Origin of the sequence: Ureibacillus massiliensis 4400831 = CIP 108448 = CCUG 49529 (assembly GCF_000772965.1) — a bacterium.
In the GTDB taxonomy this organism is placed as follows: Bacteria; Bacillota; Bacilli; order Bacillales_A; family Planococcaceae; genus Ureibacillus; species Ureibacillus massiliensis.
Genome location: NZ_JPVQ01000103.1, coordinates 1 through 1,967 on the forward strand (window position 1 = coordinate 1; position 1,967 = coordinate 1,967).

At 45.8% G+C, this 1,967-nt stretch carries 16 tRNA genes and 1 rRNA gene; all 17 read right to left on the bottom strand.

Going from position 1 to position 1,967, the window contains the following annotated elements:
• Positions 1 to 134 precede the first annotated feature (134 nt).
• Positions 135 to 216 (bottom strand) — tRNA-Leu (locus tag CD30_RS18910).
• 47 nt (positions 217 to 263) lie between these two features.
• A tRNA-Cys gene (locus CD30_RS18915) sits at positions 264 to 337 on the bottom strand.
• 9 nt (positions 338 to 346) lie between these two features.
• Positions 347 to 421: transfer RNA gene (locus CD30_RS18920), tRNA-Gly, on the bottom strand.
• A gap of 3 nt (positions 422 to 424) precedes the next feature.
• A tRNA-Gln gene (locus CD30_RS18925) sits at positions 425 to 499 on the bottom strand.
• A gap of 34 nt (positions 500 to 533) precedes the next feature.
• Positions 534 to 609 (bottom strand) — tRNA-His (locus tag CD30_RS18930).
• 41 nt (positions 610 to 650) lie between these two features.
• Positions 651 to 726: transfer RNA gene (locus CD30_RS18935), tRNA-His, on the bottom strand.
• A 34-nt stretch (positions 727 to 760) separates the two neighbouring features.
• Positions 761 to 834: transfer RNA gene (locus CD30_RS18940), tRNA-Trp, on the bottom strand.
• Positions 835 to 841: 7 nt separating this feature from the next.
• Positions 842 to 925 (bottom strand) — tRNA-Tyr (locus CD30_RS18945).
• 8 nt (positions 926 to 933) lie between these two features.
• Positions 934 to 1,009, bottom strand: a tRNA-Thr gene (locus CD30_RS18950).
• A gap of 12 nt (positions 1,010 to 1,021) precedes the next feature.
• Positions 1,022 to 1,097, bottom strand: a tRNA-Phe gene (locus CD30_RS18955).
• A 15-nt stretch (positions 1,098 to 1,112) separates the two neighbouring features.
• Positions 1,113 to 1,188, bottom strand: a tRNA-Asp gene (locus CD30_RS18960).
• 3 nt (positions 1,189 to 1,191) lie between these two features.
• Positions 1,192 to 1,268, bottom strand: a tRNA-Met gene (locus CD30_RS18965).
• Positions 1,269 to 1,290: 22 nt separating this feature from the next.
• A tRNA-Val gene (locus CD30_RS18970) sits at positions 1,291 to 1,366 on the bottom strand.
• Between the two features lie 24 nt (positions 1,367 to 1,390).
• Positions 1,391 to 1,465, bottom strand: a tRNA-Glu gene (locus tag CD30_RS18975).
• A gap of 15 nt (positions 1,466 to 1,480) precedes the next feature.
• A tRNA-Ser gene (locus CD30_RS18980) sits at positions 1,481 to 1,572 on the bottom strand.
• 8 nt (positions 1,573 to 1,580) lie between these two features.
• Positions 1,581 to 1,655, bottom strand: a tRNA-Asn gene (locus CD30_RS18985).
• A 15-nt stretch (positions 1,656 to 1,670) separates the two neighbouring features.
• Positions 1,671 to 1,786 (bottom strand): 5S ribosomal RNA (gene rrf, locus CD30_RS18990).
• Positions 1,787 to 1,967 lie beyond the last annotated feature (181 nt).

The following is a 1,967-nucleotide window of genomic DNA, read 5'->3' on the forward strand; positions in this document are numbered from 1 at the left end:
TTTTTATTTATGAAATTTTTTCAAACCCCAACAAATATTATAGAGCCTTTTATATAAACAAAATAACTGAAACACAATAAAAAACGTCTACTTACATTACTGTAAATAGACGTTAAAAACAATGAATTTTTTGATACCGGTGGTCGGGGTCGAACCGACACTCCAGAAGGAACACGATTTTGAGTCGTGCGCGTCTGCCAATTCCGCCACACCGGCATAATAAAATTGTAAAAAAAAATCGGTTAACCCGATATTTAAAAAATTGGAGGCGGCTACCGGATTCGAACCGGTGGTAAGGGTGTTGCAGACCCGTGCCTTACCACTTGGCTAAGCCGCCATATAATATTGGAGCGGAAGACGGGGTTCGAACCCGCGACCCCCACCTTGGCAAGGTGGTGTTCTACCACTGAACTACTTCCGCAAATGGCTGGGGTACCAGGATTCGAACCTGGGCATGACGGAATCAAAATCCGTTGCCTTACCGCTTGGCTATACCCCAATAATATGATTAAAAGTTTAATTTATTATTTAAATGGGGCGACTGATGGGAATCGAACCCACGAATGTCGGAACCACAATCCGATGCGTTAACCACTTCGCCACAATCGCCAATACAGTATATTATATTAATTCTTCATCAAAAATATTAATGGGGCGACTGATGGGAATCGAACCCACGAATGTCGGAACCACAATCCGATGCGTTAACCACTTCGCCACAATCGCCATAATATCTTAATACTTTTTAAAATAAAAAAATTGGCAGGGGCAGTAGGAATCGAACCCACACCAAAGGTTTTGGAGACCTCTATTCTACCGTTGAACTATGCCCCTATAAAAATGGTGGAGAGGGACGGATTCGAACCGCCGAACCCGAAGGAGCGGATTTACAGTCCGCCGCGTTTAGCCACTTCGCTACCTCTCCAGTTGTAATGGTGCCGGCGAAAGGACTTGAACCCTCAACCTACTGATTACAAGTCAGTTGCTCTACCAATTGAGCTACACCGGCAAGTGAAAATAATGGTGGGTCGGGACGGAATCGAACCGCCGACACTTTGAGCTTCAGTCAAATGCTCTACCAACTGAGCTACCGACCCACATTTTTATTTAAATGGCGGTCCCGACCGGGATCGAACCGGCGATCTCCTGCGTGACAGGCAGGCATGTTAACCGCTACACCACGGGACCATTTGGTTGCGGGGACAGGATTTGAACCTGTGACCTTCGGGTTATGAGCCCGACGAGCTACCGGACTGCTCCACCCCGCGATAATAATATTGGATTAAGATATGGTGGAGGATGACGGGCTCGAACCGCCGACCCCCTGCTTGTAAGGCAGGTGCTCTCCCAGCTGAGCTAATCCTCCAACTAGTTATAGTTATTAAAATAATGGTGACCCGTACGGGATTCGAACCCGTGTTACCGCCGTGAAAGGGCGGTGTCTTAACCACTTGACCAACGGGCCATTACAAATTTGTTATGGCGGAGAGTAAGGGATTTGAACCCTTGAGACAGTGTTACCCGCCTACACGATTTCCAATCGTGCTCCTTCGGCCTCTCGGACAACTCTCCAAGAAATATGGCTCCGAAGGTAGGACTCGAACCTACGACCAACCGGTTAACAGCCGGTTGCTCTACCACTGAGCTACTTCGGAATAATCATATGAGAAGCCTAGCAACGTCCTACTCTCGCAGGGGGAAGCCCCCAACTACCATCGGCGCTAAAGAGCTTAACTTCCGTGTTCGGTATGGGAACGGGTGTGACCTCTTTGCCATCATCACTAGACTCTTAACCGAAAGACAAGTATTATTATACCATGTTTGAAAGCATTTTCAATCATTTTTTTCGATTTTAAATTACTTTTTATGATTTTTAGGTAAATCCTTGTTCTCTCAAAACTGGATAAAGACATTGAATTTTGTTCAAGTTTGTTTTGGTTAAGTCCTCGATCGATTAGTATTCGTCA